Annotated in this window: 9 protein-coding genes; 4 read left to right on the top strand and 5 right to left on the bottom strand. The window is 60.3% G+C overall.

Annotation, left to right across the window (positions count from 1 at the left end; genetic code table 11):
• Positions 1–70: 70 nt before the first annotated feature.
• The 4 genes from F0P96_RS02765 to F0P96_RS02750 all read left to right on the top strand — a co-directional run bounded on the left by F0P96_RS02765 (position 71) and on the right by F0P96_RS02750 (position 6,673).
• Positions 71–943: a DUF4846 domain-containing protein gene (locus tag F0P96_RS02765; protein WP_160620006.1), complete on the top strand. Its 873-nt coding sequence runs from the start codon at positions 71–73 to the stop codon at positions 941–943.
• A gap of 77 nt (positions 944–1,020) precedes the next feature.
• Positions 1,021–1,719, top strand: coding sequence for an SIR2 family NAD-dependent protein deacylase (locus tag F0P96_RS02760; RefSeq protein WP_151077203.1), 699 nt, complete (start codon positions 1,021–1,023; stop codon positions 1,717–1,719).
• A gap of 171 nt (positions 1,720–1,890) precedes the next feature.
• The gene (locus F0P96_RS02755; RefSeq protein ID WP_151077202.1) at positions 1,891–5,607 is read left to right on the top strand and encodes a ShlB/FhaC/HecB family protein; all 3,717 of its coding nucleotides are present in this window, start codon (positions 1,891–1,893) and stop codon (positions 5,605–5,607) included.
• Between the two features lie 88 nt (positions 5,608–5,695).
• On the top strand, positions 5,696–6,673 hold the full coding sequence (locus F0P96_RS02750; RefSeq protein ID WP_151077201.1) for a Ppx/GppA phosphatase family protein: 978 nt from the start codon (positions 5,696–5,698) through the stop codon (positions 6,671–6,673).
• A gap of 172 nt (positions 6,674–6,845) precedes the next feature.
• On the opposite strand, the gene ppk1 is transcribed toward F0P96_RS02750, so the two are convergent.
• From ppk1 to F0P96_RS02725, 5 genes are all read right to left on the bottom strand, one after another.
• Complete coding sequence (gene ppk1 / locus F0P96_RS02745) at positions 6,846–9,149, bottom strand: polyphosphate kinase 1 (RefSeq protein WP_151077200.1); 2,304 nt, start codon at positions 9,147–9,149, stop codon at positions 6,846–6,848.
• A 48-nt stretch (positions 9,150–9,197) separates the two neighbouring features.
• The gene (locus F0P96_RS02740; protein WP_151077199.1) at positions 9,198–9,575 is read right to left on the bottom strand and encodes a RidA family protein; all 378 of its coding nucleotides are present in this window, start codon (positions 9,573–9,575) and stop codon (positions 9,198–9,200) included.
• Positions 9,576–9,702: 127 nt separating this feature from the next.
• Complete coding sequence (gene gyrB / locus F0P96_RS02735) at positions 9,703–11,688, bottom strand: DNA topoisomerase (ATP-hydrolyzing) subunit B (RefSeq protein WP_151077198.1); 1,986 nt, start codon at positions 11,686–11,688, stop codon at positions 9,703–9,705.
• A 183-nt stretch (positions 11,689–11,871) separates the two neighbouring features.
• Complete coding sequence (locus F0P96_RS02730; protein ID WP_160620008.1) at positions 11,872–13,320, bottom strand: T9SS type A sorting domain-containing protein; 1,449 nt, start codon at positions 13,318–13,320, stop codon at positions 11,872–11,874.
• Between the two features lie 240 nt (positions 13,321–13,560).
• A complete protein-coding gene (locus F0P96_RS02725) occupies positions 13,561–15,015 on the bottom strand; it encodes a T9SS type A sorting domain-containing protein (RefSeq protein ID WP_151077196.1) in 1,455 nt (484 codons plus the stop codon).
• Between the last annotated feature and the right edge of the window lie 324 nt (positions 15,016–15,339).

The raw sequence follows: 15,339 nt of genomic DNA, 5'->3' as shown, positions 1-15,339 counted from the left end.
ACTCCAACACGAATTGCCGCCACTTATCCGTTGGGTTTGCTGTATGGAAAAAGCGCTGTTCTTATCTGCTTTGCTGACACTGTCCTGGCCCGGCATTCCGCTGCCCGACGCAGCCGCCTTCTTTGCGCAGCGGCTTCAGGCACCATCATCAGCGCCGCCACCCCAGCCGCTCAAATACGCCTGGCTGACTCGCCCCTACGACGCCCGAACGGCACTGGCGGCGCGGTTTGCTCCACCGGCTGGCTGTCAGCGCGTGGCGGTGCCGGCCGGCTCGTTTGGTGAATGGCTACGCTACCTGCCGTTGCGGCCGGCCGACACGCCCGTGCGCTTGCACAACGGCCAGCTCAAAAACCCGCAAACGGTGCACGCCGCCGTGCTCGACATTGACACCGGCCCGCGGGATTTGCAGCAGTGCGCCGACGCCGTGATGCGCCTGCGCGGCGAGTACCTGTTCGGCCAGGATTTTCGCCGCATCCATTTTCGCCTCACCAGCGGCTACGACGCGTGGTTTGGCGACTGGGTGGACGGCCGGCGGTTTCAGCTGCAAGGCGAAGACGTAGTGCCCACCACGCAGCCTGCGGAAGCGCCTACCCACGCCGCGTTGCGGCGCTACTTCGATCAGGTATTCACCTTCGCCGGTTCTCTCTCGCTGAGCCGCGAGTTGCGCCCGGTTGCGCTGGCCGCCATGCAGCCCGGCGACGTGCTCATCAAAGGCGGCACACCGGGCCACGCGGTGCTGGTGCTCGACATGGCCGAACACCCCAAAACGCACCAGCGCTACGCGCTACTGGCCCAGAGCTACATGCCCGCGCAGGATTTGCACGTGCTGCGCAACCGGCATTCGTCGGGCTTGGGCGCCTGGTTTTTGGTGGAACCGACGGCCCAATGGCTGGAAACGCCGGAGTGGAATTTCAGCGCCGACCAGTTGAAACGCTGGCCCTAACCTAGCGTAAGACGCGTTACCGCGTATCGAGCTTGAGCAGTTTGTAAGCTGCTTTACGTCGTCAATATTCTTTTCCGATGAAGAAAATCGTAGTGCTTACGGGCGCTGGCATTTCGGCCGAAAGCGGCATTCCTACCTTCCGGGCTTCCGATGGCCTGTGGGAAAACCGCCGCATCGAGGATGTGGCCTCGCCCGAGGGCTGGCACCGCAACCCTGAGTTGGTACTGGATTTCTATAACCAGCGCCGGGCCGCCGCCCGCGCCGCACAACCCAATGCCGGTCATTACGCCCTGGTAGAGCTGGAAAAAGCTTACGAAGTCGTCATTGTTACGCAAAACGTCGATGATTTGCACGAGCGGGCCGGTTCGTCGCGCGTTATTCACCTGCACGGCAAGCTGCAGGAAGCGCGCAGCACCCGCTTCGAGCACTTGGTCTACCCCATCGAAGGCGACCGGATAGAGCTGGGCCAAACCTGCGAGCAAGGCCATCAGCTCCGGCCCAACATTGTGTGGTTTGGCGAAGCCGTTCCGTTGATGGAGCGCGCTATGGAAGAAACTGCCACGGCCGACATCATGCTGGTGGTTGGCACCTCGCTGCAGGTATACCCGGCGGCGGGTCTCCTGCATTACTTGCCGAGCGGCCGGCCGTTGTACGTTATCGACCCAAGCCAGCCCTCGGTAACGCGCCGTGGGCAGGTGCATTTTGTGGCGCAGCCCGCTACGGTGGGCGTGCCGCAGATAGCGAAAGACTTGCTGGCGCAGGCAACCATGAGCTGATGATCTGCCCGGTAGCAAGCAGCTTTCGGGGCAGAAAAAGCGCCGGAAGTATCAGGAAGTAGTACAACTGCTACAGCCGGGTTATCCAATCGGCGGCTTTTAGCGTAAGGATGCGGATAACCCGGGTTTCGGAGACGAAACGCGGAAGTTGCTGCCCCTACTTTTTCCTGCATGAGCTATTTCTACCGCCCGCTGCTTGCAGCTGGCTTACTGCTGACGGCTTCCTTACCGGGACTGGCCCAAACAGCGGCATCGGCCGCACACCACGTGTATTTGCTGGGCAACACCGCCGGCCCCGTGCCCGAGGCGCGCCTGCGCACCCTGCGCCGCACCCTGGAGCAGGAAACAGTGCCTTTCACCGTGGTCCACTTGGGCGATATTGTGGGCAATGAGGGCCTTTCCGACAAGCAGGACACCACCCGCGCTTCCCTCGAAGCCCGCGCCAACGCCCTCGTGGGTCTGGTGAAGGGGCTGCCTAACGGCCGCATCTATTTTGTGCCCGGCGACAAGGACTGGAACAACTCGGGGCGCTCTGGCCAGAAGAGCGTACGGCGGCTGGAGAAGTACATCGAAAAGCAGCTCGACGGCCAGAACGCGTTCATTCCCAGCAACGGCTGCCCCGGCCCCGAAATCATCGACGTGGCGCCGCTCGTGCGCCTTGTGGCCCTGAACACGCCCTGGTTTTCGCACCCCTTCGACCGCCCCGAAGCCCCCGACACCGACTGCAAAACGATGTCGGCCGAGGAATTTCGGGAGCAGCTTCAGGACGTGCTCGACGATACCAAGGGCCGCAACGTGCTGCTGGTGGGCCACCAGCCGGTGGTGAGCAACGGCACCTACGGCGGCTACCAGCCGCTCAAGCGGCACCTCTCGCCGCCCGTGTTCGGCACTATTTACGCCGCCTACCGCCAGAACGTAGGCAGCCCGCGCGACATGGCTTCGCCCGGCTACCAGGCATTTAAAAAAGAATTGCTCGGCACGTTAAAGGAACACCCTAACGCCATTTACGCCGCCGCGCACGATTTCAGCCTGCAGCTTACGCCGTTTGAGAAGAACTACCACATCGTGGCCGGCTCCTTCGCGCACACCGAACCCGTGGGTAGCAACGCCAAGTCGCTCTACAACGAAAAGCAGGCCGGCTACACCCGCCTCGACTACTTCGCCGACGGCACTGTGAAGGCTGCAATGGTCACTTTTGACGACCGAAACAACGACGCAACCAAAGAAGCTTTTTCGGCCACCTTGTTTCGCTCGGCTTGCCAAACCGAGCTCAAGGACGTGCCAGTGAATGCCTTTATTCCCGAGTGCCCCACAGCACCGCGGGGCGTAGCCGCCACAAAGCCCGACGCGGCGCAGGGCCCGGTAGCAACCGTAACGCCCGGCCCGCGCTACCGCGCCCACGGCCTGCAAAAGCCGTTCATCGGGCCGGTTTACCGCTCTTCCTGGACGCAGCCGGTGCAAGTGCCGGTGCTCGATCTGAACACGGAAAAAGGAGGCTTACGCCCCACCGGCCGCGGCGGCGGACGGCAGACGACTTCGCTGAAAATGATTGCCGCCGACAGCTCGGAGTACACGTTCCGCTCGGTGGATAAGGACGTGACGCGCATTCTGCCGCCCGAACTGCGGCAGTCCTTCGCGGCCGATATCCTGCGCGACATCACGCCCACAGCTCACCCCTACTCGGCCTTGGTGGCCGCGTCGCTGCTCGACCGCACCGACGTGCTGCACGCCCGCCCGCGCCTCTTCGTGCTGCCCGACAACCAGCAGCTTGGGCCCTACCGCGAGCAGTACGCCGGGCTGCTGGGCACCCTCGAAGAAGACCCTTGGGACCAGAAACCCAACCTACCGGGCTTTGGCGGCGCCAAGGACGTGCGCCGCTCGTTTAGCCTCTTCCGCCAGCTCTACAAAGACAACGACAACCGCGTGGACGCCCAAAACCTGGGCCGCGCCCGCGCCTTCGACATGCTCATTGCCGACTTCGGCAAGCACGAGGACAACTGGAAGTGGGCCGAGTTTGAGCGGGGCAAGCAAACGGTATTCGAGCCCATTCCGCGCGACCGGGACCAAGCCTTTACGCTCTGGAACGGCGCCCTCACGTGGGTGGCCAACCGCGAATGGGCCGTGCCCAGCATCGAAGATTTTGGCGCGCATTTCCGCGACCTGGAAAGCCTGAACTGGCCCGCCCGTCACCTCGACCGCGCCCTGCTGCAAAGCCTCAATCGCGACGATTGGCGCCAGATCGGCCAGTACCTGCAGCGCCGCATCACACCCGCGGCCATCGACTCGGCCACGGCCCAGCTGCCCAAGGAGCTCGAAGGTATTTCGGGCCGCGACATCAACCGCAAGCTTAAAAGCCGCATTCAGGAACTGCCGAAGGCGCTGGACGAATACTACCTGATGCTGGCCCGCGACGTGGACGTGGTGGGTTCCAACAAAGCCGAGGTGTTCGACGTGCAGCGCCTGCGCGACGGCAACGTGCGCGTGCAGGTCAGCAAGAAAGACGACGACGGGTCGGCGAAAGGCCAGCCGTTTTTTGACCGCACCTTCGTGAAAGGCGAAACGCGCGACATCCGCCTCTACGGCCTCGACGGCAAAGACGTATTCCGCGTCACCGGCACCGGGAAAAACAGCATCCGGGTGCGCATCGTGGGTGGCGAGGGCGGCGACCAGATTGCCGATTCCGGCAACGGCGGCCGCACCGAAGTGTACGACGTACCCACCACCGAACTGCAGGCCGGCTCCGGCACCGCCGACCGCCGGTCGAACCGGCTGGGCGTGAACGGCTACAACCGCGAGGAATTCGAGTACGACGGCTACGCCCCGCGCGGCTCCATCATCTACAACCAGAACGACGGCTTCGGCATTGCGGCCGGCTTCGACTGGGTGAAGCAGGGTTTCCGCAAGCCCGACTACCGCGTGCGCTACGGCATCGATTTGCGCGCTACCACCGGTGGCAACCGCGAAATAACCGGCAACGTGCGCTGGCGCTACCTCCTGGGCAAGTGGGACTTCGGCGCCCGTGCTACCTACGGCAACTACTTTCCCTTCTACAACTTCTTCGGGCTCGGCAACAACACGACCAAGAGCGACGACCTCTACGACGACAAGTACTACCGGGCACGCTACCGTGGTACCCAAACGAGTGTGTTCTTCGAACGCGTGTTCCGGGCCAAGAGTGTCTTTCGGGTAGGTCCCCTCTACGAGCAGTACGAAAGCGACTTCGCCGCCAACAGTTACATCGGCCAGCTGAAAGCCGCGCCTGTGCCGAACCCCGACGTACCCATTCCCAACACCAACACCCAGCAGTTGGTGGGCGGCACGGCCCTGCTCGACCTCGACTTCCGCGACCGGAAAACCTTTGCCCGCAAAGGCGTGCGCCTTTTTGGCGAGCATACCACTTGGCACCAGCTCAACCAGAACAAGAAAACCTTCGGGCTGACGGAAGCATTTGCGGAGTACTACGGCACCGCCCGCCTGGGCATTCCCGTTACGCTGGTGCTGAAGGGCGGCGGCGCCAAAAACTACGGTACCGACGCCGACATTCCGTTCTACAAGTTTACCCAGTTGGGCCAGCGCCAGAACCTGCGCGGCTACCTGCGCAACCGCTTCACCGGCGACGCCAGCGTGTACCTGAACTCGGAATTGCGCCTCGCGCTCGGCTACGCCAACACCTCCATCCTGCCCTTCTACTACGGCATCTTCGGCTTCTACGACCAAGGCCGCGTGTATTACCAGGGCAAGTCGCCAGGTGGGCTGCACAGCGGCTACGGCGGCGGCTTTTACCTCGCGCCGGTTTACGAAACGCTGGCCTTGTCGGTATCGGTCCAGCATTCGGCGGAAGAAAGCTACTTGCTGCAGTTTGGCCTGGGCTTCCGCATCGACCAGTAACCGTTCGGCATGCCGACTACCTAGAAGGCCGGGCTAACGTCCGGCCTTTTATCTTTGCTGGCCTTCTCACCGCTTCTTCCGCCTCGCTATGGAATTTCCGTTGCTCAAACTGGCCGCTATCGACATCGGCTCCAACGCAGTTCGTTGCCAGATTTCGGCCGTTTTAGAGTACGAAGGCCACTACCGGCTCAAGCGGGTGGAATACGTGCGCTACCCCTTGCGCCTGGGCGAAGACGTGTTTGCCACCGGCCGCATTTCGCCCGAAAAGGAGGAAAAGTTTGTCAAGTTCATTCACGCACTCAAGCTGCTGATGGAAGTGCACGACGTGGCCCACCACTTGGTGTGCGCCACCTCGGCCATGCGCTCGGCCCAGAACGGCGCGGCCATTGCCGAGCGCATGCAGCGCGAGTTGGGCATTGCGGTGCAGATTATCGATGGGCAGGCCGAAGCGGCCTACATCAACAGCGTGATTATGCACCAGTTGGAGGACAAGCGCCACTACCTGCACATCGATGTGGGCGGCGGCAGCACCGAGTTCAACCTCTACCACGACCGCCGCAAGGTGGCCTCGCAGTCGTTTGAGGTGGGTTCCATCCGGCGCCTGCAGCAGAATGGCCAGCCGGGCGAAGGCCTGCAGGACACCTGGCAGCGCATGGAGCAGTGGGTGAAAGAAAACGCCCGCCAGCACCACGTCACGCGCGCCATTGGCACCGGCGGCAACATCAACAAAATCTACAGCCTCGCCCAGCAGCCCGTCGACCAGGTCATCACGCGCCGCCGCATTGCCGGTATCCTCGACAAGCTGCGCGGTATGAGCATGGACGAGCGCGTGAACCTGCTCATGCTCAACCCCGACCGCGCCGACGTCATCGTGCCCGCCGGCCAGATTTACCTCTCGGCCATGGAATGGGCCGGCATCAACCAGATGGTGGTGCCCGACATCGGCCTGAAAGACGGCATGCTGCAAACCTTGTTCGAGCAGTATTTCGACGAAATCGAGCCCAAGCACGCCGTCGGCACACCCATTCCGTCGCCCGAGGTGCAGAACAACAGCCTCACGGATTAATGTGCGTCGCTTCGCTTATGTGATGAATGTGCCAATGCGCACCTTGCACGCAAAACGCCCCGTTCGGAATACCGAGCGGGGCGTTTCTTTTTTAGCCAAAGTCTTGGGAACAGCCAATCAGCACATTTCCCCCATTAGCGAAGCGACGCACATTGGCGCGAAGCGCAGCACATTATTCAACCTCAGCTTCCGTGACGGGCGGCACCGGACCGGGCACCAATGGCTCCGTTACGGCCGGCTCGCTCGACAGGATATCGGCGCTGGTCAGTTCCAGCACTTCGTCGGCGATGAGCAGGTCTTCGGAGGGCGACACCGGCTCGTTGCCGACGGGCTGCGCCGAGGGCACCACGGCGCAGGCCAGGTACTCCTCGAACAGCGCCTCGGGCGGTACCATATCGAAGGTTTTGTGGTAGAACTCTTTGTGCACGTTGAACACAGGCTCGTCGGGCGCGGGAATGCGCTTGACATAGGCACCGTCTTCGCGCATGAGGTAGGTATTGTGGTTGTCCTTTAGGTTGAAGTACAGGATGTTGATGGCCTCGCGCTGCAGCTGCGGGTTGGCAATCAGGAACAAGGCCTCGATGCGGCGGTCGAAGGAGCGCACCATCATGTCGGCCGAGCCGGCGTAGAGCTTGGGGTGCCCGCCGTGGTGGAAGTACAACAGGCGCGTGTGCTCCAAAAACTCGCCCACGAGGCTGCGCACTTCGATGTTGTCGCTCAGGCCGGGCCGGCCGGGGCGCAGGCAGCAAATGCCGCGCACGATGAGCCGGATGGGCACACCCGCCTTCGAGGCTTTGTAGAACTCGTCGATGACCTCGCGGTCTTCCAACGAGTTCATTTTGATAACAATGCCCGACGGCAGCCCGCGCTTGGCGTTTTTGGCCTCGTCGCGAATGAGCTGGATGAGCTGCTGGCGCATGTCGCGCGGGGCCGTAATCAGGTATTCGTAGTCGTCGGGCTGCGAGTGGCCGGTAATCACATTGAAGAATTCCGACACGTCGTGGCCGTACACGTCGTTGCTGGTGAGCAGGCTCACATCGGTATAGAGGCGCGAGGTTTGCTCGTTGTAGTTGCCCGAGCCCAGGTGCACGTAGCGCGTTACCTTCTCGCCTTCCTTACGGATGATCATGGCCATCTTGGTGTGCGTCTTGTACTTGCTCACGCCGTAGATGACGAAGCAACCGGCCTTTTCCAGCCGCGCACCCTCCCGGATGTTGCGCTCCTCGTCGAAGCGCGCCTTCACCTCAAACAGTACCGAGACGTGCTTGCCGTTTTCGGCCGCCTTCAGCAGTGCCGCCGTCACGCGCGAGTCGTCGGCGAGGCGGTAAATCGTCTGCTTGATACCCAGCACGTGCGGGTCTTCGGCTGCCAGCTCCAGCAGGCGCACGACGGGCTCGATGCTGTTGTAGGGGTGGTGCAGCAGCACGTCGTGGGTTTTCAGGAACTCGAAGAGGTTGTCTTCGGCCCCGTCGGGCAAACTCAGCGGGGCTACTGGCGCCGGCAGCTTGGGCAGCTTGTCGCGGAAGTTGGCGTGCTTCACAATCTGCGTGAGGCCGCGCAAATCGATGAGCGAATCGATGACGAACACGTTGCCGTTGTCGATGCGCCACCGCTCGCGCAGCACCTGCATGAGCATGGGCGAGGCGCCGGGCTCTACTTCCAGGCGCACCACACGGCCGCGCTTGCGGGTTTTCAGGCCCTGCTGAATTTCCTTGATGAAGTCGACGTCGATGTCTTCCGACTCTTCCAGCGTGAAGTCGCCGTTGCGGGTGATGCGGAAGAGCGTGGCCGACTCGATGGCCACGTTGCGGAACAGCTTGTCGAGGTTGGCGCGCACGATTTCCTCCAGCGGGACAAACACCACGCGGTCCTTGCGCTGCAGCTCAAAGAAGCGCGACAAGTTCAGCGGCAGCTGCACGAAGGTGAGCCGCTCCTGCCCGATGTCGTTGCCTTCGCCCATGCGCGTGACCACGCCAAACGTGAGCGACTGGTTCATCATCAGCGGGAAGCCGTGGTACGAGTCGTACACCATCGGCGTGAGCAGCGGAAAAACCGTGTTTTTGAAGTAGCCGTCGGCTTTTTTCTGCTCCACGTCGCTCAGCTCATCCACCCGCAGAATGTCGAAGCCGTTGCGGGCGAAGTTGGGCCGCAGCTCCTGCAGATACGCCTGCGACTGGTCGTGCACGAAGCGGTGGGCGAAGTCGAGCAGCTTGCGCCGGAACGGCAGCTCGCGCAGGCCCGAGTAATCGACGCGCACCTTGCCGTAGTCGAGGTAGTTGTAGAGCGACCCGACGCGAATCATGAAGAACTCGTCGAGGTTCGAAGCCGTGATGCTCAGAAACCGCAGCCGCTCAAACAACGACCGGCTGTCGTCGCGCACTTGGTCGAGCACGCGGTAGTTGAAGCGCAGCCAGCTCAGGTCGCGGCTGATGTATTTGCTTTTGCGGATGAGGTCCGAGGACTTGAAAATCTTCATAGCAGAACCGGCAGGCAAGGCGGCCGCCGGCTTCAGGAGAAAGTGGAGTTACGAAATAACGGCGGTAGCCTCGATTTCAACAAGCAGCCGTGCATCAATTAACGCGCGAACCTCGAGCATGGATGAGGCCGGGCGAATATTTCCGAACACTTCGCCGTGCGCCCGGCCCACTTCCGGCCACTGCGCAATATCGGTTACGAAGATGCGCGTGCGCACGACGTGCTCCATCGTGGCGCCGGCGGCGTGCAGCGCGTCGGCAATCTTCTCCAAAGCCCGTTTTGCTTGGCTGTACGCATCGGCACCGGTTACCACGTCGTCGTCCATGGCCGTGGTGCCGGCTACTTCCACCACGTTGCCCACGCGCACGGCCCGGGAGTAGCCCACCGGCCCTTCCCACGGCGAACCGGAAGAAATGAGTTGTCGCATTGTAGCTTATCTGTTCTTGCCCGTCATGCTTCGCCTGCGGCTCTGCATGACCGTTTTCACGGCCGGATTTACTCGGCATGCCCAATAAAAAAGCCCGCACGCGGCGGGCTTTTTCGGTTACTGGAGCTTACACGTCCAGCTTGGCATACTTGGCGTTTTTCTCGATGAACTCGCGGCGCGGGGCCACTTCGTCGCCCATCAGCATGGAGAACAAGTGGTCGGCTTCGGCCGCCGATTCCACCGTCACTTGCTTCAACGAGCGGGTGGTGGGCTGCATGGTGGTGGTCCAGAGCTGCTCGGCGTTCATTTCGCCCAAGCCTTTGTAGCGCTGAATTCCCACCGATTCGGGGCGGCCTTTAGCCAATTCGTCTACGGCTGCCTGGCGTTCCACTTCGGTCCAGCAGTAGCGCTCCTCTTTGCCCTTCTTCACGAGGTAGAGCGGCGGCTGGGCAATGTACACGTAGCCTTTGTCCACCAAGTCGCGCATGTAGCGGAAGAAGAACGTCAGGATCAGGGTGCGAATGTGCGAACCGTCGACGTCGGCGTCGGTCATGATGATGACCTTGTGGTAACGCAGCTTCGAGAGGTTCAGGGCCTTGTCGTCCTTCTCAATGCCTTTCTCCAGATCAGCCTGCACGCCAAAGCTCACGCCCAGGGCCGTAATCATGTTCCGGATTTCCTGGTTTTCGTAGATGTGGTGCTCTTGCGCCTTCTCCACGTTCAGGATCTTGCCGCGCAACGGCAGAATGGCTTGGAAAGCCCGGTTGCGGCCCTGCTTGGCGGTGCCACCGGCCGAGTCCCCTTCCACCAAGTACAGCTCGCAGATTTCGGGGTCCGATTCCGAGCAGTCGGCCAGCTTGCCGGGCAAGGAGTTGGAGCCGAGCACGGTTTTGCGCTGCACCATCTCGCGGGCTTTTTTGGCGGCAATGCGGGCCCGAGCGGCCAGAATCACCTTCTCCACGATCATAGCGGCTTCCTTGGGGTTTTCCTCCAGGTACTGCGCCAGAATTTCGCCTACTGCCGTGTTTACCGCGCCGTTCACCTCGCTGTTGCCCAGCTTGGTTTTGGTCTGGCCTTCAAACTGCGGCTCTTGCACTTTCACCGAAATAACGGCCGTGAGTCCTTCGCGGAAATCCTCGCCCGAAATTTCCACCTTGGCCTTTTCCAGCTTGCCCGACTTGTCGGCGTAGGCCTTCAGGGTGCGCGTGAGGGCCGAGCGGAAGCCGGCCACGTGCGTGCCGCCTTCGTGGGTGTTGATGTTGTTGACGTAGGAGAAAATGTGTTCCTGGTACGAGTCGTTGTACTGCAGGGCCACTTCCACCGGCACGTTGCCTCGCTCGTTCACCACGTGAATGGGCTCGGGCATCAGGGCGCGGCGCTCTTTGCCGTCGAGGTACTGCACAAACTCAGCCAGCCCGCCTTCGGAGAAAAACTGCTCGCCGCGGGCTACGCCGGCTTCGTCCTTCTCGCGCAAGTCCAGCAGGTTGATGCGGATACCTTTGTTGAGGTATGACAGCTCGCGCAAACGCGTGGCCACGGTTTCGTAGCGGTACACCGTGTCGGTGAAGATGGAGTCGTCGGGCCAGAACTCGACCTGGGTGCCGTTCTGCTCCGTCACGCCAATTTCCTTTACCGGGTACATCGGCGCGCCACGCTCGTACTCCTGCTGGTAGACCTTGCCGTTTTTGTACACGGTCACACGCAGCAGGTTGCTGAGCGCATTCACGCAGCTCACGCCCACGCCGTGCAGACCGCCGGACACCTTGTAGGTGTCCTTGTCGAACTTGCCGCCGGCGTGCAGCACGGTCATTACAACCTCCAGCGCCGAGCGGCCTTCTTTCTGGTGAAAATCCACCGGGATGCCGCGGCCGTTGTCGCGCACCGTAATGGAGTTGTCTTCGTTGATGGTGACGTCAATCGTGTCGCAGTACCCGGCCAGCGCTTCGTCGATGGAGTTGTCCACGACTTCCCACACCAGGTGGTGCAGCCCTTTCACGCCAATGTCGCCGATGTACATGGCCGGGCGCTTGCGCACGGCTTCCAACCCTTCGAGCACCTGGATGTTATCCGCGGAGTACTCGTTGCGGGCTTTTTTCTCTTGGATTTCGCTCATGTGTGACGCTTAAAATTCAGCCGCAGAATGCGACTTGAAATGTAGCTGTTGCTAGAACACGCGAAGATACCGAAACATCCCTTTTCTACTACGTTTTCGGGCGTTTTTACGCTAGGAAAGTCGTATAAAAAGGCCCGTTTTCCAGACTGGAAAACGGGCTTTCGGCAACAGGTCCGCATTGGCCTACTCAATCTGGATTTTTTGGTGGGACACGCCCGTTTCGCTGCTGATTTGGAGGGTGTATATTCCAGCCGGTTGCCGGCTCAAATCGACCTGTATCATGCCGGCAGCGGAACCGGCAAGTTGCCGGGCTAATACCTGCCGGCCCAAAGCATCGAAGACATTGAGAGCTTGACTGCCTCGTGGTAGATCCACTGTGAACTGCCCGTTTGAGCTGGGATTGGGGTAGACCTCCCGCCGGGCTGCTGCTGAGCCCACCCGCGAAGGCAGAAAGTCACAGATAAACCAGAAGGTTTGGGTATTCTTCCACATGGCACGATGGACGCCTGGCGGGCTGCCAACGGCCGAGTTTGGGTTGTTGCCCGCAGCATAGCCCAAATTGTCGCTCACAATATCGAGGTCGTAACGTACCGCGGTGGAATCGATTTGGCGCCAGAAAAACCCGCTTGAGCTGGTAATGACGGAGCCGTAGTCGTTAGCCGTCGTAAGGGGGTCGCGGTAGCCTGTGGCCACGTAGAGGCCGGGGCGGCCCGGCACAGAGGCAAGATCATACTGTGCGTAAAAAGGCCCGGAATAAGCCACCGTCGTAAAGGAAGTTCCGCCGTTGGTAGTGGATGCCAAATCCGGTGCACTGGCAATTAACCCATGGGTAGGTGTTGAAAAGGCAATTTTTAGTACATCCGGGAAAGGGGTGTTGCCGACCGTCCAAGTCCGCCCCATATTGGTTGACTTGAACACGCGGGCATTTCCGCCGCCTTGGTTGGTACCGCCTACCCACACCGTGCTGCCGATTTTGGCAATGGAACCAATATTGGCGTACTCGTCAGCACCGATTGGCGCTGGTAGGTTGGCCGCGGGCACACGTGTCCAGGTACTGCCGCCATCGGCAGTAGTATACACTTGAAACGCCCCTGTAACGCTAGGTTGCGGGTCGCCGAACACGACGCCGTTGTTGGCGTCGAAGAAAGTCATGGCGTCGGGCCATGAGCCAGCCAAGGTGAAGTTCATTTGGTTTGGGCCGTTCAGGTTTACCCACGTGGCGCCGCCGTCCGTCGTGCGGCGTACCTCGCCTCCTCCACCAATGCCATTATATGTCAGCATGAAAGCCGTCTGGGCATCTATGGCTACTAGTTGACCAACTGTATATCCCGTACTGATTTGCAGATTTCCCGTTGTCCAGGTTGTGCCGCCATCGGTACTGCGCACCCACTTATTAAACACATAGCTACTGGGAGGAGCGGTGGTAGGTGGCAATTCACCGCCAATGCCCCAGACCACATTGGAGTTAGCCACACCCACCGACACAAAGCTCACCCGAAAGCCGTTTCCAAGTCCTGCGCTCGGGTTGTAGATACCCGGCAATGGCGTCCAGTGTCGATAAAAAGTTTGCGCTCCAACCTGCAAGGCGACAGACAATACAAAGGTTGTACCCAAGAGTAACCGTTGGAGCATACCGTAAATCATTTGAAGCCCAAGGCATGATAGTGCCTGCTGACAGTTTACACAATTTCCTAAAAAGGCTTCCTATGTGTGCCTGCTTTTCCGCTCTGCTACGTTGAGCGAGGTTAAAATTTGCTGTATTTATCATCCGACCAATTGCTGTAGCCGCTGAGCGTAACGACACTTTGTCTAAACAAAAAAGACCTGCCGATTGCTCAGCAGGTCTTTTTAGAGAGTTGATTTGTCGAATGATTATTCGATAACCAATTTCTGACGGCCGGTGCCGTCGGTCGTGGTCAGCTCCAGCGTGTACACGCCGGCTTTCAGGCTGCTCAGGTCGAGCGGCAAGCCATTGGCTGCGGTAGCCGACGTAGCGTTCAACTGACGACGGAATACTTCGCGGCCCAGGGCATCGAATACTCGTACATCTTTCTGCTCGCGGTTGGCGCGGGGCAGTTCCAGCGTGAAGATACCGTCGCGGCTCGGGTTCGGGTATACCGACAGGGCCAGCGTGTTCTTGGCCTCGTTGCGGGCGCTCAGGATAGCCTGCGTGAAGGGACGCGAGTTGCGGTACACAGCACGGTTGGTGCCGGGGTTCTGACCAGCAGCCGGGTTGGTGTTGTTACCCACGGCGTAGCCCAGCGCGTCGCTTACGATTTCGATGTCGTAACGCACAATCGTGGAGTCAATCTGACGCCAGGTCTGGCCGCTGTTTCTCGTAATTACGGTACCGTAGTCGTTGGCGGTGGTCAGCGGGTCGCGGTAGCCCGAAGCTACGAACGTACCTGCTACGCCCGGAACTGCTTCCACGTCGTACTGGCCGTAGAACGGCCCCGTGTAAGATACGGGCGTAAACGAAGTACCACCATTGTTGGAAACAGCAATGTCCGGCGCACTCGATACCATACCATTAGTGGCATTGGTAAAGTTTACGTTCGAAATGTCCGGGAAGGGAGTCGAACCAGCCGTCCAGGTCAGGCCCATGTCGGTCGACTTGAACACGCGGGCGTTGCCGCCGCCTTGGTTCGTGCCACCCACCCACACGGTGCTGCCGATGCGGTCGATAGAACCTACCAGCGCATACTCATCAGCGTTAGCCGGAGTCGGCAGGTTGGCAGCGGGCACGCGCGTCCAGGTGTTGCCGCCGTTGCTGGTGGTGTACACTTGGAACGGGCCGGTGCCAGCCGGCTGCGGGTCACCGAATACAACGCCGTTGTTGGCGTCGAAGAACGTCATGGCATCGGGGAACGAACCAGCCAAGGTGAAGTTCACTTGGTTGGCACCGTTCAGGTTTACCCAGGTAGCACCACCGTCCGTCGTGCGGCGAACTTCGCCACCACCCGTGGTAGCACCGTAGCTCATCACGAAAGCCGTGTTGGCGTCGATGGCAACGAATTGGCCCACGGTGTAGCCGGTGCCAATCTGCAGATCACCTTTGGTCCAGGTAGCGCCGCCGTCGGTGCTCTTAGCCCATTTGTTGAAGGTGTAGTTGGTAGGAGGAGTAGTAGTCGGCGGCAAATCACCACCAACAGCCCACACCACGTTGCTGTTAGCAACGCCTACCGATACGTAAGCCAGGCGGAAGCCATTGCCCAAGCCCGTTGCGGTGTTGTAAACGTTGTTTTGCGGGGTCCAGAAGGCCTGTGCCGCTGCTTTTTGGCTCACAAGAGCTCCTAGCAACGCCAAGGAAAGTACAATTCTTTTCATGGGTGAAAGAAAGAGTTGAGGAATGGGGTTGAATGAGTAGACAGGTTACAATGCAAGCCTGTGGTTGCCCAAGGTAGCAACATTGGCGGAAATTCTTACGCAAAGGGCCTTTCAAACGTTGAAACGCAAGTCGTTTTTTACCGACTGCTCCCGACAATCATCAGCAGAAGCCCTCCTATTTTGTGCAACGGCACCACAACGAAAGGCAGTGTGAGAATGGCTGCAATAACTACTCGACCACCAGCTTTGCCGACAAGTTTTGCCGTTTTCGGGCTTCCTAGTGCGCTTTAGACGGCGTTTGGCAACACCTTATAACAAGCCCGC

It is taken from the genome of Hymenobacter busanensis (assembly GCF_008727865.1).
Classification (GTDB): Bacteria; Bacteroidota; Bacteroidia; order Cytophagales; family Hymenobacteraceae; genus Solirubrum; species Solirubrum busanense.
The sequence above is the reverse complement of the archived record's forward strand: the minus strand, read 5'-3'. Positions and strand labels throughout refer to the sequence as shown.